The organism is Pseudomonas sp. 8(2025), from assembly GCF_052665325.1.
In genome coordinates this window covers 775,114-801,545 of record NZ_JBQOIE010000001.1, presented here as the reverse complement: position 1 = coordinate 801,545, position 26,432 = coordinate 775,114, and the positions used below count along the sequence as shown (strand labels likewise).

Genomic DNA, 26,432 nt, shown 5'->3' with positions numbered 1-26,432 from the left:
CAAGCTCGCTCCTACAACGGCAGGGGGTGGTTACTTGGCTGCCCAGGCGTTGAAGCGCTGTTCCAGTTGCTCACCGTTGTCAGCCCAGAAGCTGACGTCGATCTGCACCTGGTTGGCGATGTTTTCCGGAGTGGTCGGCATGTCCTTGAGGATGTCCTTGGCCAGCAGCGGCACGGCCTGAGTGTTGGCCGGGCCGTAGGCGATATTCTCCGAATAGGTCTTCTGCTGCTGCGGTTGCACCGAGTAGGCGATGAACTTCTTCGCCGCTTCGGCGCGAGCCTTGTCCAGGCCTTTGGGAATGGCCCAGGCGTCGAAGTCGTAGATGCCGCCGTTCCACACCACTTTCAGGTTGCTTTCCTTCTGCACCGCGGCGATCCGGCCGTTGTAGGCCGAGCTCATGACCACGTCGCCGGAAGCCAGGTACTGCGGCGGCTGGGCGCCGGCTTCCCACCACTGAATGTAGGGCTTGAGTTCATCGAGTTTCTTGAAGGCACGGTCCTGGCCATCCTTGCCGGCCAGGACCTTGTACACGTCCTTGGGCGCGACGCCGTCGGCCATCAGGGCGAACTCCAGGGTGTACTTGGCGCCCTTGCGCAGGCCGCGCTTGCCCGGGAACTGTTTGACGTCCCAAAAATCAGCCCAACTGCTCGGAGCGGTTTTCAGCTTGTCGGCGTTGTAGGCCAGTACCGTGGACCAGACGAAAAAGCCCACGCCGCACGGCTGGATCGCGCCCTTGACGTAGTCTTCGCTGTTACCGAACAGCGCCGGGTCCAGTTGCTCGAACATGTCCTCGTCGCAACCGCGGGACAGTTCCGGGGACTCCACTTCTACCAGGTCCCAGGACACACTCTTGGTGTCGACCATGGCCTTGATCTTGGCCATTTCGCCGTTGTATTCGCCGGCGATGATCTTGCCCTTGCCCGCCGCTTCCCAAGGGGCATAGAAGGCCTTGACCTGGGCCGCCTTGTTCGCCCCGCCAAAGGACACCACGGTCAGGTCCGGGCCCGCCGCCATGGCGTGCGCCGCACCCATCATGCCCAGTGCCAGGGCGGTGAATTTCAGGGATCTCAACATTTATTGTGTTCTCCACGTGCAGGTTGGTGTTGCAGGGGGCGATCAATTCGCCTCTAGAAGCGGGTCGAGCGCGCGAACGTGCTCGACTTGCCAGCCAAGCGGCACCACGTCACCTACTGCCAGCGCAGGATCGAGCTCGGCAATCGGCTGTTTCACGAAGAAGTCGCTCTTGCCGCAGACTTCCAGGCGCACCCGGACGTGGTCGCCCAGATAGATGAATTCCGCCACCCGGCCGGAGAAGCGGTTGACGCAGCTTTCGCTGGAACCGTTGAGGCTCACCCGCTCCGGGCGGATGGACAGGGTCACCGGGCCGCCGACCTGGCCGACATTCACCGCCAGCGCCTCGACCTTCTCGCCACGCCCCAGCTCCACCACGCAACGCTCGCCGTTGTGGCTGTGCAGGCGGCCGTTGAGGCGGTTGTTCTCGCCGATGAAGTTGGCGACGAAGGTGTTCTTCGGCTCTTCGTAGAGAGTGCGCGGCGGCGCGATCTGCTGGATCTCGCCCTGGTGGAACACCGCCACCCGGTCGGACATGGTCAGGGCTTCGCCCTGGTCGTGGGTCACATAGACCACGGTCACGCCCAGGCGCTGGTGCAGGTGCTTGATCTCCATCTGCATGTGTTCGCGCAGTTGCTTGTCGAGGGCACCAAGGGGTTCGTCCATCAGCACCAGCTGTGGCTCGAACACCAGGGCCCGGGCCAGGGCCACCCGCTGCTGCTGGCCGCCGGACAGCTGGGCCGGGTAGCGCTGGGCGAAAGCGTCGAGCTGGACCATGCTCAGCACCCGCTTGACCCGCTCGCTGATGTCGGTCTTGCCGAGGCCGCGCACCGACAGCGGAAAGGCCAGGTTCTCGGCCACGGTCATGTGGGGGAACAGCGCGTAGTTCTGGAACACCATGCCGATGTCGCGCTTGTGCGGCGGCACATTGTTGATCGAGCGCCCGGCCAGCTGGATCTCGCCGGCGGTCGGGGTTTCGAAACCGGCCAGCATCATCAGGCTGGTGGTCTTGCCGGAACCGGACGGCCCCAGCAGGGTGAGGAACTCGCCTTTGCGAATTTCCAGGTTGAGGTCTTTGACGATCAGGTTCTCGCCGTCGTAGCTCTTCTGCACACCACGAAAGCTGACCAGAACATCGTTGGCCCCAGCACTTGAAACGACCTCGCTCATACCCGCACCTTTTGTTTTAGACGGCTGTGGAACAAGCCTAGAGGAGCCTGCAGAGCGCGCAAATCGGGGGCCAGGAGAGATTCGCCTCAGCCCTCTGGAAGGTTGCGTGTAGGGATTGCCCTACAAGAATGGCGCGATTGGATAAGGGCGGAGGCAAACGGCAGGCTGCAAGCGGCAAGAAACGGCGAAAGCCTGAAAGCGCGGAATGTCGCAAATGGATAAGTGCCCTCCCCCAAGGGGCGGGAGAGCACCGCAGAGGGTGTCAGAGCAGCTTGTGCTCCATGGCGTATTTCACCAGTTCGGCCAGGGAGGTGATGTTGAGTTTCTGCATCAGCCGCGCCTTGTGGGTACTGATGGTCTTGCTGCTCAGGGCCAGTTGCTGGGCAATGTCGTTGACATTGGCGCCCTGGGCCAGGCGCTCGAAAACCGAGAATTCACGCTCGGAAAGCAGCGAATGCAAGGGCCGGGTATCGGTCAGGCCGACCTCGAAGACCATGCGGTCAGCCAGGTCCGGGTCGATATAGCGGCCGCCGGATGCCACCTTGCGAATGGCCGTCAGCAGCAGCGACGGATCACTGTCCTTGGTGGCGTAGCCGGCAGCGCCGATCTTCAGCGCCCGGGCGGCCATCTGCGCCTCGTCGTGCATCGACAGCACCAGGATCGCCGGCGGGTTGCTCAGGGCACGGATCCGCGGAATGGCCTCCAGGCCGTTCACCCCGGGCATGGAGATATCCAGCAGCACCACTTCGCAGGGCACCTGACGCAGGGTCTCCAGCAACTGCTCGCCGTTGCTCGCCTCGCCCACCACGACCAGGTCCTTGGCCAGGCCAATCAGTTGCTTGATGCCTTCGCGAACGATGGTGTGGTCTTCGGCTACCAGTACACGGATCACGCGCGTCTCCTCGTTATTGTTCTTGGTCCAGGGGCACCCGGACACTCAGGGTGGTGCCTTCGCCCCGCTCACTGTGCAGCGACAGGCTCCCGCCCATGATCAGCACCCGCTCGCGCATGCCTACCAGGCCAAAGGACGTCGGGCGCGCCGAAGCGGTGTCGAAGCCCAGGCCGTCATCGCTGATGCTCATGCACAGCTCGTGTGCTTCCAGGGTCAGGGTGAGTTCCACAGTATGCGCCTGGGCATGGCGCATGACATTGGTCAGGGCCTCCTGGAGGATACGGAACAGGCCGACGGCCTTGGCGTCGCTCAAGCGCGGCAGGTTGTCCGGCACCTGGACCAGGCAGGGGATCTGGGTGCGGGCCTCGAACCGGCGGGCCTGCCATTCGATGGCCGAGGCGATGCCCGCATCGAGGATTGGCGGCCGCAGTGCGGTAGCCACATCCCGCACCAGCTGGAACAGCTGGGCGATCAGGCGCTTCATGCTGTTGAGGCGTTCATGCAGGCCCGGGTCGAGCTGGGCATAGGCCAGCTCACACATGGACGTTTCCAGCTTGAGCACAGTCAGCATCTGCCCCAGTTCGTCATGGACTTCCCGGGCAATGCGGGCCTTTTCCTCTTCGCGCACGCTTTCCAGGTGTGCCGACAGCTCCCGCAACTGTTCACGGGAGCTGGCCAGTTCCAGCTCGATGCGCTTGCTTTCGCTGATGTCCCAGACAATGCCGTCCCAGACAAACGCGCCGTCATCCAGGCGCCGGGTGATGGCCTTGATCTCGGCCCAGCGCTGCTGGCCCTGGCGAGTGAGGATGCGACCCTGCCAGGACCAGTCGCTGTCGGTGTCCAGGGCCTGGTCCTGGGTCTGGTGATAGCTGGCCTTGTCGTCCGGGTGCACCAGGCTGCGCAGGCCCTTGTCCCGGTGGGCCAGCACTGCTGGCGAGTAGCCCACCAGGGTCTCGCTGCCTTCGCTGATATAGGCAAAGTCGATCTGCCCGGTGACCGGCGCCCGCTCCAGGCGGAACACCAGGCCCGGCACGTTGGCTGCAATCCCCTGCAGACGCGCCTCGCTTTCGCGCAGGGCCGCCAGCGCGCGACGGCGCTCGGTCACGTCATTGAGGTAAACCACCAGGTATTCGCTGTCGCGAAAGCGCAGGAAGCTCAGGGACACGTCCGCCGGCAGGATGCTGCCATCGGCGCGCACACACTGGGTCTCGAAACTTTGCACGCCCTCCTCGCTGGCCCGGGCCCGCTTCCACAGGTTGAGCCAGCGATCCATATGCAGGTTGGGCTCGAAATCGATCAGCGGCCGGTCGATCACCCCGCCCGCCGGGTAACCGAGCATCTCTTCGGCTGCCCGGTTGGCGTAGCGCACATGGCTGTCCCAATTGACCCAGAGAATGCCCACGGTGCTCTGATCGATGGAGAACTGGGTCAGGCGCAGGGCTTCCTCGCTGGCGGCACGCAAGGCGATGTCCTCCCGCGCCGCCAGCAGGCGCTGCTCCAGGCTGCGCTGCTGGCGGCGCTGCCAGAAGACGATCGCCAGACTCGCCAGCAGCAGGATCACCAACAGCAGGCTGAGGTTCTGCCAGACTCCGGGGGACTCGCCAAGCCGCGGGTACTTGGGCTGCAGCCAGCGGCCATGGAGCTGCTCCAGCTCCTTGGCCGGGATCGCATGCAAGGCCGCTTCGACAATGCTCGCCAGTTCCGGCCAATCGCGGCGGGTGGCTACCCGCAGCAATTGCGGCAGGCCGATATCCCCCACCACGGCCAGCCCGGCGAACTCCGCCTCCCCCGAAAGGCGACTGAGCTGAGCCTCGTCCACCACCGCGTAGCGGGCCTGCTGGCTCAGCAGCAACTGCAGGGCCTGGCGCTCCAGCGGCACCCCTTGCAGGTTGAGGTTGGGGTAAGTCAGGCGCAGGTAATCGGCCACCGCACTGGGCATGCGCACGGCGACCCGGGCCTGGCTGTCGAGTTTTTCCAGCTCCACCGCACCTGCGCCCTTGCGCTCCCCGACCACCAGCTGCGGCACGCGCATATAGGGGTCGCTGAACAACCACAGGCGCAGACCGGCCGGGGTCTGGGTCAGGCCCGGGGCCATGTCCACCTCGCCGTCGCGCAGGGCCCGCTCCAGCTGTGCCTGGTCAGGGAAGTTGCGCCAGCTGAGCTCGATGTTCAGCGCCTTGGCCAGGGCTTGCATCAACTCGACATTGGCCCCGGACAGCCGTTGCAGGCGCCGGTCGTACTGGGCGAACGGCGCCTGCAGCACCAGCCCAACCCGCAACTCGGGGTGCTGCGCCAGCCACTGGCGCTGTTCCAGGCTCAAGGGCGCAGTCGGCACCTGGGGCGCCGGGGCCGCACGGCCTATCAAGGGAAGGCACAGACAGCCGATAAGCAGAAGGCAGCGAAAACGCATCATCTGAAGTCTCACACCCTGACAAATACTGACCAACCCATTAGGCTGCCGGAATTACTTCTGGCCTGGAATATCCGATGCCCCTTGTCCACCGCTCGGCACTGCCCGCATTGTGCCTGTCGCTGATCCTGCCCTGGACCTTTTCTGTGCAAGCTGCCGACCCGGCTCCAGAAACCAAGACTCCCGAGGAACAACCGGCGCAACGCCAACCCCTGCCTGAGCGTAGCCAGGAAGACGCCGCCGCCCTGGAGCGCCAGTTGCCCGCCCTGGAACAGCAGCAGTTGCAAGCCGGCGGCGATACCTTCCTGGCCCTGTGGAAGCCGGCCAACACCAGCGACCCCAAGGGCGTGGTGATTATCCTCCCGGGAGCGGGTGAAACCGCTGACTGGCCGCAAGCCATTGCACCTTTGCGCAACAAATTGCCGGACACCGAGTGGGCCAGCCTGAGCCTGACCCTGCCCGACATGCTCAGCGAGGCCGCGCAACCACGGGTGGTCGAAGCCGCACCGGCCCCTACGGACAAGGCCAACACCGCCAAGGATGCCAGCACCGAGGCCAAGCCGATCGAGCAGGTCGCTGGCGGCGAAGCCGACGTGGCCGACCGGGTAGTAGCAGAAAGCACGGAAGAGCAGGTCAAGGCGGATGCCGAGCGCATCTTCACCCGTGTCGATGCTGCCCTGGCCTTTGCCGAACAGCAGAATGCCCGCAGTATCGTGCTCCTGGGTCATGGTACGGGTGCCTACTGGGCCGCACGCTACCTCAGCGAGAAACAGCCGGCCCAGGTACAGAAGCTGGTGATGGTAGCAGCCCAGTCCCCGGCCAATGGCAAACCGCAACTGGTGGAGATCACGCCTACGTTGAAGCTGGCCACTGCCGACTTCTTCTATGTCGACAAGCCTCTGGCGCAAAAAGCCGCCCTGGAGCGACTGCAAGCGAGCAAGCGCCTGAAGCACTCGAACTTCAGCCAGATTCCCCTCAAGGCCCTGCCCGGCAACAACACCGCCCAGCAAGAGCAGCTGTTTCGCCGGGTACGCGGTTGGTTGAACCCTCAGAACACCGATAGCTGAGCTCACAGGCCGCGACTGCCGCAGCGGCAATCGCGGCCTGCACCCTCAGCGGAATTCCCGGCGCTGGCGTATCAGGGCATAGGCGCTGTGCAGCTCCCGGGTCTTTTCCGTAGCCTCACGCACCTGTGCCTCGCTGGCGCCGTTGCCGGCGATCTTGTCCGGGTGATGGCGGCTGAGCAGGCGCCGATAGGCCCGCTTGATCTGCGCCGGCTCGCTGGTAGCTGCAACCCCCAACAGGCGCAGCGCCTCTTGATAAGTCAGGGCGCCTTCGGCCAGTGACTTCCTCGCCGGACCGTAGTCCTGCGCCAGCGCCTGCACCTGCTCACGGGTCCAGCCCAGCCATTTGCCCCAGAGCTGGATCAGTTCGCGCTCCGCCGGCCCGACCCGGCCGTCGGCCCAGACCATGCGCCAACAGGCCCGCAGCACGCCTTCGGCGGCATGGGGCTGGGCCGCGAGGCGACGCAGATAGCCGCGCAGACGGTCATTGCCCGACTTGCCGCGATTGAACGCGGCAATCGCCCGGCGCTGGGCCGCATCGTTCATCTCCAGCGAGCGCATTTCCTGGCGCGCCTGCTGGATATGCCCGTCCATCACCCGGCCATCACTCTTGGCCAGCCGCCCCAGCAGCACGAACAGCAATTCATCATTGCGCAACGCCGGGCGGCCGCCCAGGCGTTCACGCACCTGCGCCCAGCTGTGCAGTTGCAGACGCCGGTCCAGCGCCTGCCCCAGCAACGCACCGAGCATGGCCCCCGGAATACTGGCGATTGCAAATCCAGCTCCGGCTCCGATCAGAGTCCCTGGCCACCACATATCAGCGACTCGCTTGCAGCAAGTGTTCAACTTGGGCCAGACGCTCGACGGTGCCGACATCGACCCAGTGCCCCTGCATATGTTCGCCACTGACCTGGCCTTGGGCCATGGCTTCGCGCAATAGCGGCGCCAGCTTGAACGGACCGGCAACACAACCCTGGAATAACCGCGGATGCAGCACCGATATGCCGCTGAACGTGAGCGCCGCTGCGCCTGGCTGGCGGTCGTGCAACTGGCCGTTTACCAGGCAGAAGTCGCCACCACTGGGGTGGTGCGGCGGGTTGTCCACCATCACCAAATGAGCCAGCCCGGCCAGGGGCCGGCGCAGGGCGGCAAAATCGTAGTCGGTCCAGATATCGCCATTGACCACCAGGAACGGCGCGTCCCCCAACAAGGGCAATGCCTGGAAAATCCCGCCGCCGGTTTCCAGCGGCTGGCCTTCGGCCGAATACTGAATGTTCAGGCCCCAGCGCTGGCCATCGCCGAGGGCATCCTCGATCTGCTGGCCGAGCCAGGCATGGTTGATGACGATGTCGCGAAAACCTGCCGCCGCCAGGGCCCGCAGGTGGTACTCGATCAGCGGCATGCCCGCTACAGGCAGCAAGGGTTTGGGAGTGGTCAGGGTCAGGGGGCGCATGCGCTCGCCCTTGCCGGCTGCCAGGATCATCGCCTTCATGCATGGGCTCCCGCCGGCTGGCGCAGGCTGAGCAGCAGTTGCGACAGCTCTGCAAGCTCGGGGCGTCGGGACGTCACCGCCTCTATATAAGCAAAGAAGCGCGGCACGTCGGCCAGGTAGCGTGGTTTGCCATCGCGGTGGCAAATCCGCGAGAAGATACCGATCACCTTGAGGTGACGCTGCACGCCCATCAGGTCGCTGGCCCGCAGAAACTCGTCAAAGTCGTCCTGCACCGGGATACCCCGCGCCCGCGCCTGGTGCCAGTACTGGCTCAGCCAGCCTTGTACCCGGGACTCCGGCCAGCTGAGGAAGGCATCCTTGAACAGACAGGTCACGTCATAGGTCACCGGGCCGTAGACCGCATCCTGGAAGTCCAGCACGCCGGGGTTCGGCTCGCTGTGCATCAGGTTGCGTGGCATATAGTCGCGGTGCACCAGCACCTTGGGTTGCGCCAGGGCGCTGTCGATCAGCAGGTCGCTGGCACGCTGCCATTGCTCGCGCTGCTGCGGACTCAGGCTGATGCCCAGCTCACGGCCGATGTACCACTCGGGGAACAGCTCCAGCTCACGGCGCAGCAGGGCTACGTCGTAACTGGGCAGGGGCGCGTCCATCGGCAACTGCTGGAAGGCCAGCAAAGCCTGGAATGCATCCTCGAACAGTGCGTCGGCATTATGTTCGTTGATCACGTCCAGGTAGGTCTGATTGCCCAGGTCATTGAGCAACAGGAAGCCGCGAGGCAAATCTTCTGCATAAATTTTCGGCACGTTGATGCCGCAAGTCGCCAGTAAACGGGCGATATCCACGAAGGGTTTGCAGTTTTCCTGGGGGGGCGGAGCGTCCATCACCACGAAGCTGCGACCCGCGCCCTGCCAACGGAAATAACGACGGAAACTCGCGTCGCTGCTGGCTGCGGTCAATGTTGCCGGGGGCACTTCACCCCAGCCCTGTGCTGCATAAACAATCGCCAACTGCTCATCGAGCCAAACTTTCAGGTGTTGCAAGCGTACATCTTGGTCAGGCATTACAAGGGTCTCCGACGGCGCTAGCCGTCAAGCGGGTCATGCTTTATTATCCAGCATCTTTTTCAGACCATCGAGAGGCGTGCGGCCCACACCGCGGGCAGATGGCACGCAGGAAGCCCGGACTAATAAGATGGCATTGAAATCCCCCGCGTTTCGTAAAAAATTTCCGTTGCTGGTTACTGGCAGTTTGCTGGCCCTGCAACCTCTAGCCACTTCCTTCGTGGTCGCCGCGGAACAGTATGACTGCTCAGTCTCTGCTTCGGGTGGCTGGGCCTGTGCGCCGAAAACCAGCGCCGCCCAACTGCCGCCGCGCCCGGTCCACGACGCCAACTCGGTCAGCTCCAGCGTTGCCACGGCAGCCGATGCTACGGGCGAAGAAGCCAGCGGCGACAAGTCGAAGCTGGTGACCGAGGCCAAGGGCCGTGGCCTGAAGTCCCGCAGTGCGGACTACAGCCACCTCGACTGGGTACCGCGTGAGAAGCTCACCGCCGCTCAATTGGCCGAGACCGGTCCTTACTGCTCTGGTTCCTATATCGAACCGATTCGTCCTGGCATGAATGACAAGACGAATAAAAGTGACGCTCCGACCTTTATCGGCGCCAAGGCTTCCCGCTATCAGCAGGAAGAACAGGTGGCGACCCTGGCCGGTGACGTGGTCATGCGCCAGGGCAGCATGCAGGTCGAGGCCGACGAGGCCAGCCTGTACCAGGCCGAGAACCGCGGCGAACTGAGCGGCAACGTACGCGTGCGCGACAATGGCGCGCTGCTGGTGGGCGACCACGCCGACATCCAGCTGGATACCGGTGAAGCCAAGGTCGACAACGCCGAGTACGTACTGCACAAATCCCGCGTCCGCGGTAATGCGCTGTACGCCAAGCGTGCGGAAAACGCCATCATCCGCCTCAAGGATGGTACGTACACCACGTGCGAGCCGAACAGCAACGCCTGGCAGCTCAAGGGCAACAACATCACCTTGAACCCGGCCACCGGCTTCGGTACCGCGACCAACGTGACCCTTCGGGTCAAAGATATTCCGGTGCTCTACACCCCGTATATCTACTTCCCGATCGACGATCGTCGCCAGTCCGGCTTCCTGCCGCCTAGCTTCAGTACCGGCAGCGATACCGGCTTCATGCTGGTGACCCCGTACTACTTCAACCTGGCGCCCAACTACGACGCCACGTTGTACCCACGCTACATGGCCAAGCGCGGCCTGTTGATGGAAGGCGAGTTCCGCTACCTGACCAAAAGCAGCGAAGGTCAGTTCGGCGCGGCCTACCTCAACGACGACGACACCGATCGCAAGAAGCAGACCGACTACGAAAAAACCCGCTACATGCTCAACTGGCAGCACAAGGGCGGGCTTGATTCGCGCCTGATGACCGAAGTCGACTACACCAAGATCAGCGATCCGTACTACTTCCAGGACCTGCAGACCGACCAGATCGGCGTGAAGTCCACCGATTACGTCAACCAGCAAGGTGCCGTGACCTACCGTGGCGACAGCTACACCGCACGCCTGAACGTACAGGCGTACGAGCTGGCCAGCGTGGCCAACATCACTCCGTACAACCGCCTGCCGCAGATCACCTTCAACGGTGCGCTGCCATACCATCCGCAAGGTCTGGACTTCACCTATGAGACCGAGCTGGTGCGCTTTGAGCGGGATCTGCTAAAAGGCCGCTATTTTGATAAGGATGGTGGCCCATTCGACAGCAGCGGTTTCCCGATCGGTAATACACGCTTGGACGAGAACGTTGCAGGCCTGGCCCGTTCGAATGGTGATCGCCTGAATCTCAAGCCTGGTGTCAGCCTGCCGCTGAACTGGAGCTACGGTTACCTGACGCCATCCTTGAAGTACATGTACACCCAGTACAATCTTGATCTGGACCAAAAGGGTAAGGACAGCCTGCTTGTAGGGGAAACCTATAACCGTTCACAAAATCGCAGCGTTCCGATTGCCAGCCTCGACGGTGGCCTGTACTTCGACCGCAACACCCAATGGTTTGGCAAGAACTATCGTCAAACCCTGGAACCACGCGCGTTCTACCTCTACGTTCCTGAAGAGGATCAGAAAGACATCCCGGTATTCGATACTGGCGAGCCCACGTTCAACTACGCCTCCTTGTTCCGCGACAACCGCTTTTCCGGCTCTGACCGTGTCGGCGACGAGAACAAGCTGTCCTTGGGTGTGACCAGCCGCTGGATCGAAGACAACGGTTTCCAACGCCAGCGCATCAGCGTCGGCCAGGCTCTGTACTTCAAGGACCGTACCGTCCAGCTCCCGGGCATCGATTACCGTACCCGCGCGGACGCCACCTCGAACGTCTCGCCTTACGCACTTGAGTACGAATATCGCTACAACCGCGACTGGCGTGCGACTGCCGACTACAACTGGGATCCGGACAGCCACAGCCCGCGTTCCGGCAGTGCGATGTTCCACTATCAGCCTGAAGACAACCCGAACAAGGTGGTCAACGCCGGCTATCGCTATCGTAACGACCAGATTCGCTACGACCAGAACAGCGGTACCTGGAAAATGGGTGGCGACTACGGCACTCCAGGCCAGCCTGGCTACGTGAAGGACTACTACAAGATCCAGCAGCATGACTTCTCGGTGATCTGGCCGATCGTGCCGCAATGGAACGCCATCAGCCGTTGGCAGTACGACTACAACCGTAACCGCACGCTCGAGGCCTTCGGTGGTTTCGAATACGACAACTGCTGCTGGAAACTGCGCCTGATCAGCCGTTACTGGGTCAAGTATGACGAGTTCAGTCAGAACGCTCCGGAGAACGAAAAAGGCGACCGCGGCATCTTCCTCCAAATTGTTCTGAAGGGTCTCGGTGGCGTCATGGGCACCAAAGTAGAGAGCTTCCTCGACAAAGGCATCCAAGGTTATCGTGAACGTGAAGACCAAGCTTTCTGATTGTCTGCGCCCGCTGATGCTGGGCGCGCTGTTCCTGAGTACTGCGGCCAGCGCCGCAGTACAGTCCATCGACAAGGTCGTGGCCATCGTCGACAACGACGTGGTCATGCAGAGCCAGTTGGACCAACGGGTTCACGAAGTCCAGCAAACCATCGCCAAGCGTGGCGGTGGTGTACCGCCTACCAGCGTCCTGGAGCAACAGGTTCTGGAACGCCTGATCGTTGAAAACCTGCAACTGCAGATTGGCGAACGCTCCGGCATCCGCATCACCGATGAAGAACTGAACCAGGCGATCGGCACCATTGCCCAGCGCAACAGCATGAGCATCGAGCAATTCCGTGCCGCCCTGGCCCACGATGGTCTCTCTTATGAGGACGCCCGTGACCAGGTTCGCCGCGAGATGATCATCAGCCGCGTGCGCCAGCGCCGTGTGGCCGAACGCATCCAGGTATCGGAACAGGAAGTGAAGAACTTCCTGGCCTCGGACCTGGGCAAGATGCAGCTCTCCGAAGAACTGCACCTGGCCAACATCCTGATCCCGACCCCGGAAAGCGCCAACTCCGAAGCCATTCAGAGTGCTGCCCGCCAGGCCATGGAGGTGTACCAGCAGCTCAAGCAGGGTGCAGACTTCGCCCAGCTGGCAATCGCCCGCTCCGGCAGCGACAACGCTCTGGAAGGCGGCGACATGGGCTGGCGCAAAGCGGCTCAACTGCCCCCTCCATTCGATCGCGAACTGAGCGCCATGGCCGTGGGCGACATTACCCAACCGGCCCGTACCCCTGGCGGCTTCATCATCCTCAAGCTGCTGGACAAGCGTGGCGGCGGCAATCAGGTGCGTGACGAAGTGCACGTGCGTCACATCCTGATCAAGCCAAGCGAAATTCGCAGCGAAGAAGAGACCAAGCGCCTGGCGCAGAAACTCTACGATCGCATCGAGGCCGGCGAAGACTTCGCCGAACTGGCGAAAAGCTACTCGGAAGACCCAGGCTCCGCCCTCAACGGCGGCGACCTCAACTGGATCGACCCGAACGCCCTGGTGCCGGAATTCCGCGAAGTGATGGCCAAGACCCCACAAGGTCAACTGTCCAAGCCCTTCAAGAGCCCTTACGGCTGGCACGTACTGGAAGTCCTTGGCCGTCGCGCCACCGACAGCACCAGCCAGGCCCGCGAACAGCAAGCCATGACCGTCCTGCGTAACCGCAAGTACGACGAAGAGCTGCAGACCTGGTTGCGGCAGATCCGTGACGAGGCCTACGTCGAAATCAAGCTGCCCGGCGCTGAACAGGCCGCACAGTGAAACCCAGACGTTTCGCTCTGACACCCGGCGAACCGGCGGGTATAGGTCCTGACCTGTGCCTGCTGCTCGCTTCGCAACCCCAGCCTCACCCCCTGATTGCCATTACCAGCCGCGACCTGCTCCTAGAGCGGGCCGCGCAACTGGGCGTGACCGTCGATCTGCTGCCGGTAACCCTGGAGCAACTGCCGACTGAGCCCGCCCCGGCGAACAGCCTGTATGTCTGGGACACGCCCCTGGCCAAACCAGTGATCAGCGGCCAGCTGGACCAGGCCAATGCGGCTTTTGTCCTGCAAACCCTGACCCGCGCCGGCCAGGGCTGCCTGGACGGGCACTTTGCCGGCATGATCACCGCCCCCGTGCACAAAGGCGTGATCAACGACTCCGGGATCGCCTTTTCCGGCCATACCGAATTCCTCGCCGACCTGACCCACACCGAGCAAGTGGTGATGATGCTGGCCACCCACGGCCTGCGCGTGGCGCTGGTAACCACCCACCTGCCCTTGCGGGAAATCGCCGACGCCATCACTGTCGAGCGCCTGGAGCGGGTCACGCGGATCCTGCATGCCGACCTGCAGCACAAGTTCGGCATCGCCCGGCCACGCATCCTGGTCTGCGGGCTCAACCCCCACGCCGGTGAAGGCGGTCACCTGGGCCGCGAAGAAATCGACATCATCGAACCTACCCTAGAGCGCCTGCGCACCGAAGGCATGGACCTGCGCGGTCCGTTGCCTGCCGACACTCTGTTTACCCCCAAATATCTGGAGCACTGCGACGCAGTGCTGGCGATGTACCACGACCAAGGCTTGCCTGTGCTGAAATACAAAGGCTTCGGTGCGGCCGTCAACGTGACGCTCGGCTTGCCGATCATCCGCACCTCCGTCGACCACGGCACCGCCCTGGACCTGGCCGGCAGCGGCAAGATCGACACCGGCAGCCTGCAGGTCGCCCTGGAAACCGCCTACCAGATGGCCGAGAACCGTATATGACCGAGCAATACCAACACCGGGCGCGCAAGCGCTTCGGCCAGAACTTCCTGCATGACGCTGGCGTCATCGACCGCATCCTGCGGTCCATCCACGCCAAGCCCGAGGACCGCATGCTGGAAATCGGCCCGGGCCAGGGCGCCCTGACCGAAGGCCTGCTGGGCAGCGGCGCCCAGCTGGACGTGGTGGAACTGGACAAGGACCTGATCCCGATCCTCAACCAGCAGTTCGCCGGCAAGAGCAACTTCAACCTGCACCAGGGCGACGCCCTGAAGTTCGACTTCAACACCCTGGGCGCAGCGCCAGGCAGCCTGCGGGTGGTCGGCAACCTGCCCTACAACATCTCTACTCCGCTGATCTTCCACCTGCTGCAGAACGCCGGACTGATCCGCGACATGCACTTCATGCTGCAAAAGGAAGTGGTCGAACGCCTGGCTGCCGGCCCTGGCGGTGGTGATTGGGGCCGTCTTTCGATCATGGTCCAGTATCACTGCCGTGTGGAGCACCTGTTCAACGTCGGCCCGGGCGCCTTCAATCCGCCGCCAAAAGTCGACTCGGCGATCGTGCGCCTGGTGCCCCACGCCGTACTGCCCCACCCGGCCAAGGATCATCGCCTGCTCGAGCGCATCGTCCGCGAAGCCTTCAACCAGCGCCGCAAGACCCTGCGCAACACCCTCAAGGCACTGCTCAGCAGCGCCGAGATCGAGGCCGCCGGCGTCGACGGCAGCCTGCGTCCCGAGCAACTGGACCTGGCCGCCTTCGTGCGCCTGGCCGATCAGCTGGCGAACCAGCCCAAGCCCGCCACCGACTGAAACGCCCTCGGCTGATATCGGGTAGGACGCCAGACAGGATGTCTGGTCTACTACCCGATACTTGACCTAGACTGACCTCCATCAGTCCTGTCCCGCGTCCCGCTTTGCTTTAAAGGCCTCTTGCATGTCCGATCCTCGTTACCAGGTCGACGTCAGCGTCGTAACTCGCTTTCTGGCAGACCAATCGCAACCCGAGCAGAACCGCTTCGCTTTCGCCTACACCATCACCGTGCAGAACAATGGCTCGCTTCCAGCCAAGCTGCTGTCCCGGCACTGGGTGATCACCGATGGCGACGGGCATGTCGAAGAGGTCCGTGGTGCCGGCGTGGTGGGCCAGCAACCGCTGATCGCCGCAGGCAAAAGCCACACCTACAGCAGCGGCACGGTAATGACCACCCGGGTTGGCAACATGCAGGGCAGCTATCAGATGCTCGCCGAGGATGGCAAACAGTTCGACGCCGTCATTGCGCCCTTCCGCCTGGCCGTGCCCGGAGCCTTGCACTGATGGCGACCTACGCCGTCGGCGACCTGCAAGGCTGCCTGGAACCTCTGCAATGCCTGCTTGAACAAGTAGCCTTCGATCCCGCACGGGATCGCCTGTGGCTGGTGGGCGACCTGGTCAACCGTGGCCCGCAGTCGCTGGAAACCCTGCGCTACCTGTATTCGATCCGCGACTCGCTGGTCTGCGTGCTGGGCAATCACGACCTGCACCTGCTGGCCGTCTGGCGCAACGTCGAGCGCCTGAAGAAATCCGACACTCTGCGCGAGATCCTGGAGGCTCCCGATTGCGAGGAGCTCTTGCAGTGGCTGCGCCAGCAGAAGCTGATGCATTACGACGAAGCCCGCAACATCGCCATGGTGCACGCCGGCATAGCCCCCCAGTGGTCGCTGAAGAAAGCCCAGAAATGTGCCGCCGAGGTCGAAGAAGCGTTGCGCGACGACAACCTCTTCGACCCCTTCCTAGACGGCATGTATGGCAATGATCCAGCGAAATGGGACAGTGATCTCAAAGGCGTGACCCGCCTGCGGGTCATCACCAACTACTTCACCCGCATGCGCTTCTGTACCAGCGACGGCAAGCTGGACCTCAAGAGCAAGGAGGGCCTGGACACCGCGCCTCCGGGCTACGCCCCCTGGTTCAGCCACAAGGAGCGCAAGACCCGGGACCTGAAGATCATCTTCGGCCACTGGGCAGCCCTGGAAGGCCATTGCAACGAGCCCGGCATCTTCGCCCTGGACAGCGGCTGCGTCTGGGGCGGGGCCATGACCCTGCTGAATGTCGATAGCGGCGTACGCCTGACCTGCGACTGCGATGCCCAGGGCCGCACCGCCGCTCTTTCCCCCGAACCCCTGCCGGCACCGGCAAAGCGCTAGCCGGCGCTGATTATCAAGCTCCAGGAGCCCGCCATGAGCGAATTCAAACGCATCCCCCCAGAACAGGCCCAGGCACTGCGCGAGCAAGGTGCCGTGGTGGTGGATATCCGCGATCCGCAAACCTACGCGCTGAACCACATCAGTGGCTCGCAACACCTGGACAATCACTCCATTTCCGACTTCATCCGTGCTGCTGACCTCGACGCTCCGCTAGTGGTGGTTTGCTACCACGGAAACTCGAGCCAGAGCGCGGCGGCCTACCTGGTCAGCCAGGGTTTTTCCGATGTCTACAGCCTGGATGGCGGCTTCGAACTGTGGCGCAGCACTTATCCAGCGGAAACCGCTCAGGGCAACCCTGAATAATTTTTTTCCGACGCTCTAGCCCGCGTACGACGCGGGCTGACGCAGTACCAGACGAACGGTAGCGGGCAACTAATTCCCCATCTCGCCTTGACCTCCCGGATTCCGAACTATCCTTAGCCTCAGGCCATCCAAATCAGGGGAGAGCCGGTACACCGGCGAGCGGGTCATCGGTACTAGCTTTCAAGGTCGATAGCTTTGAAAGTGTTCTGGGGGGTAAACAGCAGCTGGAAACTCAGCTGCATGCCAGCACTTGACTGACTGATCCGACGCCGGCTCCACGTATCGAGCGAGGTGACGTCATGAGTATTTTTAGCCACTTCCAACAACGCTTCGAATCCACACGCCAGGAAGAGTTTTCGCTGCAGGAATACCTGGAGCTGTGCAAGAAGGATCGAAGCGCCTACGCCTCGGCCGCCGAGCGCCTGCTGCTGGCCATCGGCGAGCCCGAATTGCTGGATACCTCGACCAATTCGAGGCTGTCGCGAATCTTCTCCAACAAAGTGATTCGCCGCTATCCGGCGTTCGAAGACTTCCATGGCATGGAAGAATGCATCGATCAGATCGTCTCCTACTTCCGTCATGCCGCTCAGGGCCTGGAAGAAAAGAAACAGATCCTCTATCTGCTGGGGCCGGTGGGCGGTGGTAAATCCTCCCTCGCCGAGAAACTCAAGCAACTGATCGAGAAAGTGCCCTTCTACGCCATCAAGGGTTCTCCGGTCTTCGAATCACCGCTGGGCCTGTTCAACGCCACGGAAGATGGCGCGATTCTCGAAGAAGACTTCGGCATTCCACGGCGTTACCTCAACACCATCATGTCGCCCTGGGCCACCAAGCGCCTGTCGGAGTTCGGCGGCGACATCAGCCAGTTCCGGGTGGTGAAACTCTATCCGTCGATCCTCAACCAGATTGCCGTGGCCAAGACCGAGCCTGGGGATGAGAACAACCAGGACATCTCGGCCCTCGTGGGCAAGGTGGATATCCGCAAGCTGGAAGAATTCCCCCAGAACGACGCCGACGCCTACAGCTACTCCGGGGCGTTGTGCCGGGCCAACCAGGGCCTGATGGAGTTCGTCGAAATGTTCAAGGCACCGATCAAGGTGCTGCACCCATTGCTGACCGCGACCCAGGAAGGCAACTACAACAGCACCGAGGGCCTGGGGGCGATTCCGTTTACCGGCATTCTGCTGGCCCACTCCAACGAGTCGGAATGGCACACCTTCCGCAACAACAAGAACAACGAAGCCTTCATCGACCGGATCTATATCGTCAAGGTGCCGTACTGCCTGCGGGTCACCGATGAGGTGAAGATCTACGACAAGCTGCTGTTCAACAGCTCCCTGGCCAAGGCCCACTGCGCCCCCGACACCCTGAAGATGCTGGCGCAGTTCACCGTGCTTTCGCGCCTCAAGGAGCCGGAGAACTCCAACATCTACTCGAAGATGCGGGTGTATGACGGCGAAAACCTCAAGGACACCGATCCCAAGGCCAAGTCGATCCAGGAATACCGTGACAGCGCTGGCGTCGATGAGGGGATGAACGGGTTGTCGACTCGCTTTGCCTTCAAGATCCTGTCGAAGGTCTTCAACTTCGACCCTCACGAAGTGGCGGCGAACCCGGTGCACCTGCTGTACGTGCTGGAACAGCAGATCGAGCAAGAGCAGTTCCAGGCAGAAACCCGCGAGCGCTACCTGCGCTTCCTCAAGGAATACCTGGCACCGCGCTACATCGAATTCATCGGCAAGGAGATCCAGACCGCCTACCTCGAGTCCTACAGCGAGTACGGCCAGAACATCTTCGACCGCTACGTGCTCTATGCGGACTTCTGGATCCAGGATCAGGAATACCGCGATCCGGAGACCGGCGAAATCCTCAATCGCGTGGCCCTCAACGAGGAACTGGAAAAGATCGAAAAACCGGCCGGGATCAGCAACCCGAAAGATTTCCGCAACGAAATCGTCAATTTCGTCCTGCGCGCCCGGGCCAACAACAACGGCAAGAACCCCACCTGGCTCAGCTACGAGAAGCTGCGGGTGGTCATCGAGAAGAAAATGTTCTCCAACACCGAGGACCTGTTGCCGGTCATCAGCTTCAACGCCAAGGCGAGCAAGGAGGATCAGCAGAAGCACAACGACTTCGTCACACGAATGGTCGAGCGCGGCTACACCGACAAACAGGTACGGCTGCTATCCGAATGGTATCTGCGGGTCAGAAAGTCGCAGTAAAGCAGCTGCAAGCTTCTAGCCCCAAGCTGCGGGCACCTTGCCGTAGAGTCCTTGCGGGCTCTGCTGCAACGCTGCCTACCGCTTGAAGCTTATGTCTTGAAGCTCCCCGGAGGGGCCCATGAGCTATGTGATCGACCGACGTCTCAATGGCAAGAACAAGAGCACGGTAAACCGCCAGCGGTTTCTGCGGCGCTACCGTGACCACATTAAAAAGGCCGTCGAAGAGGCGGTTAGCCGGCGCTCCATCACCGACATGGAGCATGGCGAGCAAATCAGCATTCCCGGGCGGGATATCGACGAGCCGGTGCTGCACCATGGCCGTGGCGGCAAGCAGACCGTGGTTCACCCAGGCAACAAGGAGTTCACTGCCGGCGAGCACATTGCCAGGCCTCAAGGCGGCGGTGGGGGCGGTGGCGGCCGGGGCAAGGCCGGCAATTCCGGCGAAGGCATGGACGAGTTCGTGTTCCAGATCACCCAGGAGGAATTCCTCGAATTCATGTTCGAGGACCTGGAACTGCCCAACCTGGTGAAACGCAACCTGACCGGAACCGACACCTTCAAGACCGTACGAGCCGGGATCAGCAACGAAGGCAACCCGGCTCGGATCAATATCATCCGTACCTTGCGGTCGGCCCACGCGCGGCGCATTGCCTTGTCCGGCAGCAGCCGGGCCAAGCTGCGCGAAGCCAAGGAAGAACTGGCGCGCCTGAAGCGGGAAGAACCGGACAATTTCGGCGATATCCAGGAGCTTGAGGCGGAAATCGAGCGCCTGAGTGCCCGGATTCACCGCGTGCCCTTCCTCGACACCTTCGACCTCAAGTACAACCTGCTGGTGAAACAGCCCAACCCCAGCTCCAAGGCGGTGATGTTCTGCCTGATGGACGTTTCCGGCTCCATGACCCAGGCCACCAAGGACATCGCCAAGCGTTTCTTCATCCTTCTGTACCTGTTCCTCAAGCGCAATTACGACAAGATCGACGTCGTGTTCATCCGCCACCACACCAGTGCCCGGGAAGTGGACGAAGAGGAGTTCTTCTATTCACGGGAAACCGGCGGCACCATCGTCTCCAGCGCCCTGAAGCTGATGCAGGAGATCATGGCCGAACGCTACCCGAGCAACGAGTGGAACATCTACGCCGCCCAGGCCTCCGATGGCGACAACTGGAACGACGACTCGCCGATCTGCCGCGACATCCTGATCAACCAGATCATGCCGTTCGTGCAGTACTACACATACGTGGAAATCACCCCGCGCGAGCACCAGGCCCTGTGGTTCGAGTACGAACGCATCGCCGAGGCCTTTTCCGATACATTCGCCCAGCAGCAACTGGTTTCGGCCGGAGACATCTATCCGGTCTTCCGTGAACTCTTCCAGCGCAGGTTAGTGACATGACCGCCAGAGAGCAGAAGCGCCAACCCATCTCCACCGGCTCGGAATGGACCTTCGAGCTGATCCAGGCCTACGACCGTGAAATCAGCCGTATCGCGGCCCGCTATGCCCTGGACACCTATCCCAACCAGATCGAAGTGATCACCGCCGAGCAGATGATGGACGCCTATGCCTCGGTGGGCATGCCCCTGGGCTATCACCACTGGTCCTACGGCAAGCACTTCCTCAGCACCGAAAAATCCTACAGCCGGGGCCAGATGGGCCTGGCCTACGAAATCGTCATCAACTCCGACCCTTGCATTGCCTATCTGATGGAAGAGAACACCATCTGCATGCAGGCGCTGGTGGTGGCTCACGCCTGCTATGGCCACAACAGCTTCTTCAAGGGCAACTACCTGTTCCGCACCTGGACCGATGCCAGCTCGATCATCGACTACCTGGTGTTCGCCAAGCAGTACATCATGCAATGCGAGGAGCGCCATGGCATCGATGCCGTGGAAGATCTGCTGGACTCCTGCCATGCCTTGATGAACTACGGTGTCGACCGCTACAAGCGGCCCTACCCGATTTCCGCCGAAGAAGAACGGCGCCGGCAGAAAGACCGGGAGGAACACCTGCAGAAACAGATCAACGACCTGTGGCGCACCATTCCCAAGGGCGCGGACAAGTACAGCGACAAGGACAATGCGCGCTTCCCCGCCGAACCTCAGGAAAACATCCTCTATTTCATCGAAAAACACGCGCCACTGCTGGAGCCCTGGCAACGCGAGATCGTGCGCATCGTGCGCAAGATCGCCCAGTACTTCTACCCGCAACGCCAGACCCAGGTGATGAACGAAGGCTGGGCTACCTTCTGGCACTACACCTTGATGAATGATCTGTACGACGAAGGCCTGGTCACCGATGGCTTCATGATGGAATTCCTCACCTCCCATACCAGCGTGGTATTCCAGCCAGGCTTCGACAGCCCCTACTACAACGGCATCAACCCCTATGCCCTGGGCTTTGCCATGTACCGCGATATCCGACGCATCTGCGAGGAGCCCACGGAAGAGGACCGACGCTGGTTCCCGGAACTGGCCGGCACCGACTGGCTGTCGAGCATCAAGTTCGCCATGAGCAGCTTCAAGGACGAGAGCTTCATCCTGCAGTACCTGTCGCCCAAGGTCATCCGCGATCTCAAGCTGTTCAGCATCATGGACGACGACCAGAAGGACGACCTGCTGGTACCGGCAATCCATGATGAAAGCGGCTATCGGATCATCCGTGAAACCCTGGCCGCGCAATACAACCTGGGTAACCGCGAACCCAACGTGCAGATCTGGAGCATCGACCGCCGGGGCGACCGCTCCTTGACCCTGCGTCATCAGCAACACGACCGTAAACCCCTGGGGGATTCCACCGACGAAGTGCTCAAGCACCTGCACCGCCTCTGGGGCTTCGACATTCACCTGGAAACCCTGCAGGGCGACCAGGTGATGAAAACCCACCACGTACCGCCAAAGAGTGATCACAACGAAAACGACTACGGTCGCCTGGACCTGGCGGTTATCCACCTTTAAGCCCGATAACAAGCCTCCGGATGCGCGATACAAGGGTTATCCTGTCGCGCTAACGGAGGTTTTTTTATGCGGATTTACAAAGTCGGCGGCGCCGTGCGCGACCGCCTGCTCGGCAGGCCGGTTACCGATATCGACTGGGTGGTAGTGGGTGCCAGCGCAGAGGAGATGCTCGCCAAGGGCTTTCGCCCCGTGGGCGCGGACTTCCCGGTGTTCCTGCACCCCAAGAGCGGCGAGGAATATGCCCTGGCCCGTACCGAGCGCAAGAGTGGGCGGGGTTATGGCGGTTTCACCTTCCATGCCAGCCCGGAAGTCACCCTGGAAGAGGACCTGATCCGTCGCGACCTGACCATCAACGCCATGGCCGAAGATGAACAGGGCCGCCTCACCGATCCCTACAACGGTCAGAAGGACCTTGAAGAGCGGCTATTGCGCCACGTTTCCCCGGCATTCGCCGAAGATCCCCTGCGAGTACTGCGGGTCGCCCGCTTCGCCGCCCGCTACGCCGGGCTGGGTTTTCGCGTGGCGCCAGAGACACTCGAGCTGATGCGCGAACTCAGTGAATCCGGTGAGCTTCAGGCCCTGACGGCCGAACGCAGCTGGAAAGAGATATCTCGCGCCCTGATGGAGGATCAGCCCCAGGTCTTTATCCAGGTATTGCGCGACTGCGGCGCGCTGGCGGTGCTGATGCCCGAAATCGACGCACTGTTCGGCGTACCTCAGCCCCCGGTCCACCACCCGGAGATAGACACCGGCGCGCACACCCTCAGCGTTCTGCTGCAAGCCGCGTTGCATCAGCAACCCCTCAGCGTGCGCTGGGCCTGCCTGCTCCACGACCTGGGCAAGGGCCTGACACCCGAGGAGGAGTGGCCACGGCACATTGGCCATGAACGCACAGGCCTGGAACTGATCAAGGCGGTCAATGAACGCTTCAAGGCGCCCCGGGAATGCCAGGAGCTGGCACTGCTGGTGGGCCAGTACCATACCCACGGCCACAAGGCGCTGGAACTCAAGGCCTCGACACTCCTGGAACTATTGCAAAGTTTCGACGTGTTCCGACGCCCACAGCGTTTCGAAGAGTTCATAGCGGCATGCGAAATGGATGCTCGCGGCCGTCTTGGGCTGGAGTCGCGGCCTTATCCGCAGGCCGATTACCTGCGAGGAGCCGCCGAGGCGGCGCGCAAGGTGGCGGTTCAACCCTTGCTGGAACAGGGGTTCAAGGGGCCGCAACTGGGCGAGGCACTAAGGCTGGAACGACTGAAGGCCATCAAGGCCTACAAGGAACAGCACGCGCCTTGAGTGAGTCGCGGACCGCCCCGCCGGGTCCGCGATTAGCCGAGGGTAGCTACAGGTCTGGAGGGGTCAGTTGCATGCCCCGCCATTCGAAGGCGACCGGGGCCAGCACCTGATCGATCTGCGCCTCGGCCCAGAGCGCCCCGAGGCTCTTGCCCGCCAGCGGATGCACCCGCTCGGGCGCCATCAGCGACAGCGGCCACAGCACGAAGGCGTTCTTCAGAATCTCTGCCCGGGGCAGGATCAGGCCATCGAAATTGCCGGTCAGTTCACCGTAGAGCAATACATCGATATCCAGCGGCAGGCCTCTACGATCAGGGGCATAACGGCCGTTATCGGCCTCGATGAACTTCAGGCGCCGGTCCAGCTCGATCAGAGGCAAGTCGGTAAAAGCCGTCACCACCAGGTTGAAGAACGGGCCGCTCTTGATTCCCACCGGCTGGCTTTCGAACACCGGCGAGCAACGCATATCCACCAGAAAACCGGCCAGGGCATCGAGCCCGGCCCGAAGATGAACTTCACGCTCGATATTGCTACCGAGCCCCAGATACACCTGAGTCAGCGACATCCGCGCTCGATCTCCACACCCACACCCGAGGCAGCCGGGACGGCGCCAGGCTTGGTCAGTTTCAAGCGCAACCAAGGGATGTGAAATTCATTCATCAGAACCTCGGCAAGGCGCTCGGCAAAGGTTTCCACCAACTGGTACTGGGCATGCTCGGCAAACGCCTGGATCCGGGTGGAGACACTGGCATAGTCCAATGCCAGCGTCAGATCATCTCCAGCAGCTGCCGGGCGATTGTCCCAGGCAAAGCTCAGATCAAGACGCAGGCACTGTCGGATGCCGCGCTCCCAGTCGTAGGCACCAATCACGGTGTCCACTTCCAGCCCTTCGATAAACACTCTGTCCAAGCACTCTTCTCCGCAGCACGACAAGGGCGCAATGCGCCGTTAGAATCAGGGCTTCCTCGCCCGGAATAGTTAGCATGTTTTGGTTACTGGCGATTTTCGCCTACCTGCTCGGCTCTCTGTCCTTCGCCATTTTGCTCAGCCGCCTTACGGGTAATCCCGACCCGCGAATGAGTGGCTCGGGTAATGCCGGCGCCACCAACATGCTGCGCCTGGCCGGCAAGAAGCTCGCAGTCCTGACCCTGCTGGGAGATCTGTGCAAAGGCCTGGTGCCTGTGCTGATCGCCCACCTCGCGGGCTTGTCCCTGCAACAACAGGCCTGGGTGGGGCTCTATGCCGTCCTCGGCCATCTGTTTCCACTGTACTTCCGCTTCCGCGGCGGCAAGGGTGTCGCCACCGCCGCCGGCATGCTGCTGGGGCTCTACCCCCCGGCCGCGCTGCTGGCCATCGCCGCCTGGGCGCTGACCTTCTATCTCACTCGTACCAGTTCACTGGCCGCACTGATCGCCACCCCCCTGACCTTGCCACTGCTGGCCTGGCAGAAACCGGAGGCGCTATTGCCGATGAGCGTGCTGACACTGCTGATCGTCTGGCGCCACCGCGGCAATTTACGCGACCTGTTTGCCGGGCGCGAACGGCATTTTTGAATCCCTCAGATGTGCCCGAGCCTCCCCGCATGAAATCAGAGAGCTGACAACTGCTCCATCGGCCAACGCGCCTGTACGCTGATCGCCAGGCTTTCCTGCTGCCCGGCCTGCAAGCGCTGGCAACCGGCAAAGGCGATCATCGCTCCGTTGTCGGTGCAGAACTCGGGACGGGCGTAGAACACATTGCCCTTCATTTCAGCCAACATCTTTTCCAGCGAAGCGCGCAATGCCTTGTTGGCACTTACACCTCCCGCAATAACCAGACGTTTGAGACCGGTCTGCTTCAAGGCACGCTTGCATTTGATGGTCAGAGTCTCCACCACCGCCTGCTGGAACGCGAGGGAGATGTCGCAACGGGTTTGCTCGCCGTCGTCTCCAGCGCTGACGCACTGCTGCCAGGTGTTCAAAGCGAAGGTTTTCAAGCCGCTGAAGCTGAAATCCAGCCCCGGGCGATCGGTCATCGGCCGCGGAAAGACAAAGCGCCCCGCTACGCCCTGAGTCGCCAGGCGCGCAATCTCGGGGCCGCCCGGATAATTCAGGCCGATCATCTTCGCCGTCTTGTCGAATGCCTCGCCTGCGGCGTCATCCAGGGTCTCGCCCAACAACTCGTATTGGCCGATACCATCGACCCGAACCAACTGGGTATGACCACCGGACACCAACAAAGCGACGAACGGGAATTGCGGAGGTTGCTCCTCCAGCATCGGCGCCAGCAGGTGGCCCTCCATATGGTGCACGCCCAGGGCTGGAATGCCCCAGGCAAAGGCCAGCGCCTGGGCGCAGGAAGCCCCCACCAGCAAGGCACCGACAAGGCCGGGGCCAGCGGTGTAGGCAATCGCGTCGATCTCGGTAGGCACGCAGTCGGCCTCGGCCAGCACCTGGCGGATCAAGGGCAGCATGCGCTTGACGTGATCCCGGGAGGCCAGCTCCGGCACCACGCCACCGTAGGCGCGATGCAGGTCGATCTGGCTGAACAGCGCGTCGGCCAGCAGGCCCCGCTCACTGTCGTATAACGCGACGCCGGTTTCGTCGCAGGACGTTTCTAATCCCAGTACTAGCATGGGTTTGCGCCTTGTAGAGGCTGAATTCGAAGGCGCGCATAATAGTCGCCACTCCCGCGCCCGACCAGCGGTTTTCGATCAGAGGCTTTGCATTCCGAGCGTTGAGGGGTTAACATCCGCAACCCTTAAAAACCGACGACCTCAGCCGCGATTTTTGCGACGAGAACGTTGACCCCGGTAATGAATGAAGGTAGCTCTGGATGCCAGCCGTCAAAGTTAAAGAGAACGAACCCTTCGACGTAGCTCTGCGTCGTTTCAAGCGCTCCTGCGAAAAAGCCGGTGTTCTGGCTGAAGTTCGTAGCCGCGAATTTTACGAGAAGCCGACTTCTGAGCGTAAGCGCAAAGCAGCTGCTGCTGTTAAGCGTCACGCCAAGAAAGTTCAGCGCGAACAGCGCCGCGCCGTACGTCTGTACTAATACACAGACGTTCGTTGCAAGCTTCTGCCAAGCCCGGCCCTCAGCCGGGCTAATGG

24 protein-coding genes are annotated in these 26,432 nt (G+C 62.0%); 14 read left to right on the top strand and 10 right to left on the bottom strand.

What is annotated here, in order from left to right; translation table 11 throughout:
* Positions 1–30: 30 nt before the first annotated feature.
* The 4 genes from ACUXVH_RS03765 to ACUXVH_RS03750 form a co-directional block, all read right to left on the bottom strand.
* On the bottom strand, positions 31–1,074 hold the full coding sequence (locus ACUXVH_RS03765; RefSeq protein WP_011063816.1) for an ABC transporter substrate-binding protein: 1,044 nt from the start codon (positions 1,072–1,074) through the stop codon (positions 31–33).
* A gap of 42 nt (positions 1,075–1,116) precedes the next feature.
* Complete coding sequence (locus tag ACUXVH_RS03760; protein ID WP_011063817.1) at positions 1,117–2,241, bottom strand: ABC transporter ATP-binding protein; 1,125 nt, start codon at positions 2,239–2,241, stop codon at positions 1,117–1,119.
* A 262-nt stretch (positions 2,242–2,503) separates the two neighbouring features.
* Positions 2,504–3,133, bottom strand: coding sequence for a response regulator (locus ACUXVH_RS03755; RefSeq protein WP_011063818.1), 630 nt, complete (start codon positions 3,131–3,133; stop codon positions 2,504–2,506).
* A 13-nt stretch (positions 3,134–3,146) separates the two neighbouring features.
* Entirely contained in the window at positions 3,147–5,546 is a 2,400-nt protein-coding gene (locus ACUXVH_RS03750) for a PAS domain-containing sensor histidine kinase (RefSeq protein ID WP_041774507.1), read from the bottom strand.
* Positions 5,547–5,620: 74 nt separating this feature from the next.
* Here ACUXVH_RS03750 and ACUXVH_RS03745 point away from each other — a divergent pair, with 74 nt between their 5' ends.
* The gene (locus tag ACUXVH_RS03745) at positions 5,621–6,610 is read left to right on the top strand and encodes an alpha/beta hydrolase family protein (protein WP_065365139.1); all 990 of its coding nucleotides are present in this window, start codon (positions 5,621–5,623) and stop codon (positions 6,608–6,610) included.
* Positions 6,611–6,655: 45 nt separating this feature from the next.
* Here the strand turns inward: ACUXVH_RS03745 and ACUXVH_RS03740 are convergent, their stop codons facing one another.
* From ACUXVH_RS03740 to ACUXVH_RS03730, 3 genes are read right to left on the bottom strand one after another with little or no spacing between them, the layout of a single operon-like run.
* A complete protein-coding gene (locus ACUXVH_RS03740) occupies positions 6,656–7,423 on the bottom strand; it encodes a TerB family tellurite resistance protein (protein WP_011063821.1) in 768 nt (255 codons plus the stop codon).
* Between the two features lies 1 nt (position 7,424).
* Positions 7,425–8,099, bottom strand: coding sequence for an N-acetylmuramate alpha-1-phosphate uridylyltransferase MurU (murU, locus tag ACUXVH_RS03735; RefSeq protein ID WP_065365138.1), 675 nt, complete (start codon positions 8,097–8,099; stop codon positions 7,425–7,427).
* Positions 8,096–9,121 (bottom strand): aminoglycoside phosphotransferase family protein, encoded by a 1,026-nt coding sequence (locus tag ACUXVH_RS03730; RefSeq protein WP_011063823.1) that lies wholly within the window; start codon positions 9,119–9,121, stop codon positions 8,096–8,098. Before ACUXVH_RS03730 ends, murU begins: the two co-directional genes overlap by 4 nt.
* Before the next feature lie 130 nt (positions 9,122–9,251).
* Here ACUXVH_RS03730 and ACUXVH_RS03725 point away from each other — a divergent pair, with 130 nt between their 5' ends.
* The 11 genes from ACUXVH_RS03725 to ACUXVH_RS03675 all read left to right on the top strand — a co-directional run bounded on the left by ACUXVH_RS03725 (position 9,252) and on the right by ACUXVH_RS03675 (position 23,349).
* A complete protein-coding gene (locus ACUXVH_RS03725) occupies positions 9,252–12,050 on the top strand; it encodes an LPS-assembly protein LptD (protein WP_065365137.1) in 2,799 nt (932 codons plus the stop codon).
* Positions 12,031–13,347 (top strand): peptidylprolyl isomerase SurA, encoded by a 1,317-nt coding sequence (surA, locus tag ACUXVH_RS03720; protein WP_036997049.1) that lies wholly within the window; start codon positions 12,031–12,033, stop codon positions 13,345–13,347. Before ACUXVH_RS03725 ends, surA begins: the two co-directional genes overlap by 20 nt.
* Positions 13,344–14,333 carry a 4-hydroxythreonine-4-phosphate dehydrogenase PdxA gene (gene pdxA, locus ACUXVH_RS03715; RefSeq protein WP_065365136.1) on the top strand — a complete coding sequence of 330 codons (990 nt, stop codon included), beginning with the start codon at positions 13,344–13,346 and terminating at the stop codon, positions 14,331–14,333. Before surA ends, pdxA begins: the two co-directional genes overlap by 4 nt.
* The gene (rsmA, locus tag ACUXVH_RS03710; protein ID WP_065365135.1) at positions 14,330–15,142 is read left to right on the top strand and encodes a 16S rRNA (adenine(1518)-N(6)/adenine(1519)-N(6))-dimethyltransferase RsmA; all 813 of its coding nucleotides are present in this window, start codon (positions 14,330–14,332) and stop codon (positions 15,140–15,142) included. Before pdxA ends, rsmA begins: the two co-directional genes overlap by 4 nt.
* A gap of 124 nt (positions 15,143–15,266) precedes the next feature.
* The gene (apaG, locus tag ACUXVH_RS03705) at positions 15,267–15,647 is read left to right on the top strand and encodes a Co2+/Mg2+ efflux protein ApaG (protein ID WP_011063828.1); all 381 of its coding nucleotides are present in this window, start codon (positions 15,267–15,269) and stop codon (positions 15,645–15,647) included.
* Complete coding sequence (locus ACUXVH_RS03700; protein WP_015637253.1) at positions 15,647–16,516, top strand: symmetrical bis(5'-nucleosyl)-tetraphosphatase; 870 nt, start codon at positions 15,647–15,649, stop codon at positions 16,514–16,516. The genes apaG and ACUXVH_RS03700 overlap by 1 nt, the downstream gene beginning before the upstream one ends.
* Before the next feature lie 33 nt (positions 16,517–16,549).
* A complete protein-coding gene (glpE, locus tag ACUXVH_RS03695; RefSeq protein ID WP_011063830.1) occupies positions 16,550–16,879 on the top strand; it encodes a thiosulfate sulfurtransferase GlpE in 330 nt (109 codons plus the stop codon).
* A 299-nt stretch (positions 16,880–17,178) separates the two neighbouring features.
* The gene (locus tag ACUXVH_RS03690; RefSeq protein ID WP_011063831.1) at positions 17,179–19,101 is read left to right on the top strand and encodes a PrkA family serine protein kinase; all 1,923 of its coding nucleotides are present in this window, start codon (positions 17,179–17,181) and stop codon (positions 19,099–19,101) included.
* A 118-nt stretch (positions 19,102–19,219) separates the two neighbouring features.
* Entirely contained in the window at positions 19,220–20,494 is a 1,275-nt protein-coding gene (locus tag ACUXVH_RS03685) for a YeaH/YhbH family protein (protein ID WP_011063832.1), read from the top strand.
* A complete protein-coding gene (locus tag ACUXVH_RS03680) occupies positions 20,491–22,053 on the top strand; it encodes a SpoVR family protein (RefSeq protein WP_011063833.1) in 1,563 nt (520 codons plus the stop codon). Before ACUXVH_RS03685 ends, ACUXVH_RS03680 begins: the two co-directional genes overlap by 4 nt.
* 66 nt (positions 22,054–22,119) lie before the next feature.
* Positions 22,120–23,349 carry a multifunctional CCA addition/repair protein gene (locus tag ACUXVH_RS03675; RefSeq protein WP_065365134.1) on the top strand — a complete coding sequence of 410 codons (1,230 nt, stop codon included), beginning with the start codon at positions 22,120–22,122 and terminating at the stop codon, positions 23,347–23,349.
* Between the two features lie 46 nt (positions 23,350–23,395).
* Here ACUXVH_RS03675 and folK read toward each other — a convergent pair whose 3' ends face one another.
* Positions 23,396–23,911, bottom strand: coding sequence for a 2-amino-4-hydroxy-6-hydroxymethyldihydropteridine diphosphokinase (folK, locus tag ACUXVH_RS03670; RefSeq protein ID WP_065365133.1), 516 nt, complete (start codon positions 23,909–23,911; stop codon positions 23,396–23,398).
* Positions 23,902–24,255: a dihydroneopterin aldolase gene (folB, locus tag ACUXVH_RS03665; RefSeq protein ID WP_011063836.1), complete on the bottom strand. Its 354-nt coding sequence runs from the start codon at positions 24,253–24,255 to the stop codon at positions 23,902–23,904. The genes folK and folB overlap by 10 nt, the downstream gene beginning before the upstream one ends.
* A 74-nt stretch (positions 24,256–24,329) precedes the next feature.
* Between folB and plsY the strand changes: the two genes are divergently transcribed.
* The gene (plsY, locus tag ACUXVH_RS03660) at positions 24,330–24,899 is read left to right on the top strand and encodes a glycerol-3-phosphate 1-O-acyltransferase PlsY (RefSeq protein WP_065365132.1); all 570 of its coding nucleotides are present in this window, start codon (positions 24,330–24,332) and stop codon (positions 24,897–24,899) included.
* A gap of 35 nt (positions 24,900–24,934) precedes the next feature.
* Here the strand turns inward: plsY and tsaD are convergent, their stop codons facing one another.
* Entirely contained in the window at positions 24,935–25,960 is a 1,026-nt protein-coding gene (tsaD, locus tag ACUXVH_RS03655; protein ID WP_011063838.1) for a tRNA (adenosine(37)-N6)-threonylcarbamoyltransferase complex transferase subunit TsaD, read from the bottom strand.
* A 200-nt stretch (positions 25,961–26,160) separates the two neighbouring features.
* Here tsaD and rpsU point away from each other — a divergent pair, with 200 nt between their 5' ends.
* Positions 26,161–26,376, top strand: coding sequence for a 30S ribosomal protein S21 (rpsU, locus tag ACUXVH_RS03650; protein ID WP_002551877.1), 216 nt, complete (start codon positions 26,161–26,163; stop codon positions 26,374–26,376).
* The last annotated feature ends 56 nt before the right edge of the window (positions 26,377–26,432 follow it).

What these genes read in the sequence shown, in the direction of transcription:
- glpE (WP_011063830.1), top strand. Translation starts at nt 16,550, where the DNA reads ATGAGCGAATTCAAACGCATCCCCCCAGAACAGGCCCAGGCACTGCGC.
- ACUXVH_RS03765 (WP_011063816.1), bottom strand. Translation starts at nt 1,074, where the DNA reads ATGTTGAGATCCCTGAAATTCACCGCCCTGGCACTGGGCATGATGGGT.
- murU (WP_065365138.1), bottom strand. Translation starts at nt 8,099, where the DNA reads ATGAAGGCGATGATCCTGGCAGCCGGCAAGGGCGAGCGCATGCGCCCC.
- ACUXVH_RS03750 (WP_041774507.1), bottom strand. Translation starts at nt 5,546, where the DNA reads ATGATGCGTTTTCGCTGCCTTCTGCTTATCGGCTGTCTGTGCCTTCCC.
- apaG (WP_011063828.1), top strand. Translation starts at nt 15,267, where the DNA reads ATGTCCGATCCTCGTTACCAGGTCGACGTCAGCGTCGTAACTCGCTTT.
- ACUXVH_RS03680 (WP_011063833.1), top strand. Translation starts at nt 20,491, where the DNA reads ATGACCGCCAGAGAGCAGAAGCGCCAACCCATCTCCACCGGCTCGGAA.
- ACUXVH_RS03700 (WP_015637253.1), top strand. Translation starts at nt 15,647, where the DNA reads ATGGCGACCTACGCCGTCGGCGACCTGCAAGGCTGCCTGGAACCTCTG.
- ACUXVH_RS03725 (WP_065365137.1), top strand. Translation starts at nt 9,252, where the DNA reads ATGGCATTGAAATCCCCCGCGTTTCGTAAAAAATTTCCGTTGCTGGTT.
- ACUXVH_RS03740 (WP_011063821.1), bottom strand. Translation starts at nt 7,423, where the DNA reads ATGTGGTGGCCAGGGACTCTGATCGGAGCCGGAGCTGGATTTGCAATC.
- tsaD (WP_011063838.1), bottom strand. Translation starts at nt 25,960, where the DNA reads ATGCTAGTACTGGGATTAGAAACGTCCTGCGACGAAACCGGCGTCGCG.
- ACUXVH_RS03745 (WP_065365139.1), top strand. Translation starts at nt 5,621, where the DNA reads ATGCCCCTTGTCCACCGCTCGGCACTGCCCGCATTGTGCCTGTCGCTG.
- ACUXVH_RS03685 (WP_011063832.1), top strand. Translation starts at nt 19,220, where the DNA reads ATGAGCTATGTGATCGACCGACGTCTCAATGGCAAGAACAAGAGCACG.
- ACUXVH_RS03730 (WP_011063823.1), bottom strand. Translation starts at nt 9,121, where the DNA reads ATGCCTGACCAAGATGTACGCTTGCAACACCTGAAAGTTTGGCTCGAT.
- ACUXVH_RS03760 (WP_011063817.1), bottom strand. Translation starts at nt 2,241, where the DNA reads ATGAGCGAGGTCGTTTCAAGTGCTGGGGCCAACGATGTTCTGGTCAGC.
- ACUXVH_RS03675 (WP_065365134.1), top strand. Translation starts at nt 22,120, where the DNA reads ATGCGGATTTACAAAGTCGGCGGCGCCGTGCGCGACCGCCTGCTCGGC.
- rpsU (WP_002551877.1), top strand. Translation starts at nt 26,161, where the DNA reads ATGCCAGCCGTCAAAGTTAAAGAGAACGAACCCTTCGACGTAGCTCTG.
- ACUXVH_RS03690 (WP_011063831.1), top strand. Translation starts at nt 17,179, where the DNA reads ATGAGTATTTTTAGCCACTTCCAACAACGCTTCGAATCCACACGCCAG.
- plsY (WP_065365132.1), top strand. Translation starts at nt 24,330, where the DNA reads ATGTTTTGGTTACTGGCGATTTTCGCCTACCTGCTCGGCTCTCTGTCC.
- rsmA (WP_065365135.1), top strand. Translation starts at nt 14,330, where the DNA reads ATGACCGAGCAATACCAACACCGGGCGCGCAAGCGCTTCGGCCAGAAC.
- folK (WP_065365133.1), bottom strand. Translation starts at nt 23,911, where the DNA reads ATGTCGCTGACTCAGGTGTATCTGGGGCTCGGTAGCAATATCGAGCGT.